Annotated in this window: 3 protein-coding genes; all 3 read right to left on the minus strand. The window is 19.3% G+C overall.

The window, feature by feature from the left end; translation table 4 throughout:
- Window positions 1-1175: hypothetical protein (locus tag BU00_RS04745; RefSeq protein ID WP_036459089.1), on the minus strand; the 1175-nt coding region annotated here is incomplete at its 3' end.
- Window positions 1151-1393, minus strand: coding sequence for a hypothetical protein (locus BU00_RS0103540; RefSeq protein ID WP_027121495.1), 243 nt, complete (start codon window positions 1391-1393; stop codon window positions 1151-1153). The genes BU00_RS04745 and BU00_RS0103540, both read right to left, overlap by 25 nt.
- 68 nt (window positions 1394-1461) lie before the next feature.
- The coding region (locus BU00_RS05270) for a hypothetical protein (protein WP_036459091.1) at window positions 1462-1659 on the minus strand (198 nt) is incomplete at its 5' end.

A 1659-nucleotide genomic window follows, 5' to 3' on the forward strand; every position in this document is an offset into this window, starting at 1 on the left:
TTTTTTTGTGTATAAAAATTATCAGACAATTCTCATTTCTCATTATCTTTAATTCCAATAACATTTCATAAATTGACTATGAAATAACACAAACCAAAAACTAGAGCTTCAAAATTATCTCTATGTTTTTCATAATCTTTAATTGTTTTGTTTATAAGGTATATATTTCTATCTCTTATTTGTTCAAAAATTTTCTTTATTTTTTTATCTTCAACATTAAGTTTAAATTCTTCTTTTAAGAAAAATCGAACATACGTATAAACCAATGATATGATATAAAGTGAAGTTATCTTTTTTATATCAACTGTTCCTATTATTTTTTCAAATTGATTTCTTGTATCTCGGTTTTCTTTATTTGATAAATGTTTTTTAGTAGATTTTATTATTTTTTCTATTAATACTTCATTTAATTTTTCAGTGTTAAAAAACATTTCTAATGATGATTCATTAATAGTTTCTAAATTTAAATCAGTATTTATGTTTGAAATTAAATTTTTCAAAATAAATACTAATTTTTCTTTATCTTTAATAAATTTTTTATAAACGTATTCAAAAATATTTAAACAAAGTCTTATGTTATTAGAATATGCAACTTTATTTTTAAGTCAATCTTTATTCTTGTAAAAAATATTATTTTTTAAAATATTAAAAGTATCAATTGGAATAGTTTTTGTTTTTTCTGAAATATTTGATAAAGTTTTATATGTGTCGTAAATTTTATTTATATTATTACCATTATGTTTTTTGCTATTGATTTTATAAAAAATACTTCCTTCATTTAATGATTCATCTCAATTTGTAGTATCTGGAATTTCTTTAATGTTTTTATGATATAAAACAATATTATTTTTATTTTTTTCATCATAATCAAATTTAAAAAAAAGAAATATTGTATTTGCTTCAAACTTATTTGAAAATGTATAAAATTTATGTTTTACATAATCTGTTGCCAATTCAGGAATTATTTTTTTAGTTCTGTTCATTTTATACTCAACGAAAATATAGTATATTTCATTTTTATATTCTAATTTAAATGTACAGTCAATTGTCATCCATCTTTTTCATTCATCTTGTTTATGTTGTAAACCTTCTATAGATTTTTTATATTCTGTTTTTTCTTTTCCATCTTTCTTAAATATAGATGGTGTTTTTATATAGTGTTCAGTAAGTTTCATTGGTACAGGAGCAATGTTTTTTCAATTACTTTAATTAATTTATCAGAAAATCAATCAGCAATTGTTCTTTCATTATCTAATTGGCTTGAAACGTTATAGTTATTTTCTATTTCTTCTGAATATTTTTCATACATATTTACAAAATCTTTTAATTGATTATTAATTTCATTAAGTTTATCAAATAAAATATTAAGTAACTCTTTATGTTTATTTTCCATATTAATCTTTTAATATTAATTTATTACAACGATATTCATTAGAATTATAAAAACAATTATTATTCATATTACTCCTTATCATAGAATGATTTACTAAACTTCTTATCTGCTTCATTTATATTAAATGAAACATCATCTATGTCGGAATAATTTACATATAATTTATTTTTATCTATTAATTTTATAAGTGCTTGTTTTTTATCTTTTAATGATAATGTTTCAAATTCTTTGTCAACGTCTTGCAATTCTTGTGTTGTTAAGTATGG

The sequence above is a fragment of the Mycoplasma leonicaptivi ATCC 49890 genome, from assembly GCF_000622205.1.
GTDB classification, from domain to species: domain Bacteria; phylum Bacillota_I; class Bacilli_A; order Mycoplasmatales; family Metamycoplasmataceae; genus Mycoplasmopsis; species Mycoplasmopsis leonicaptivi.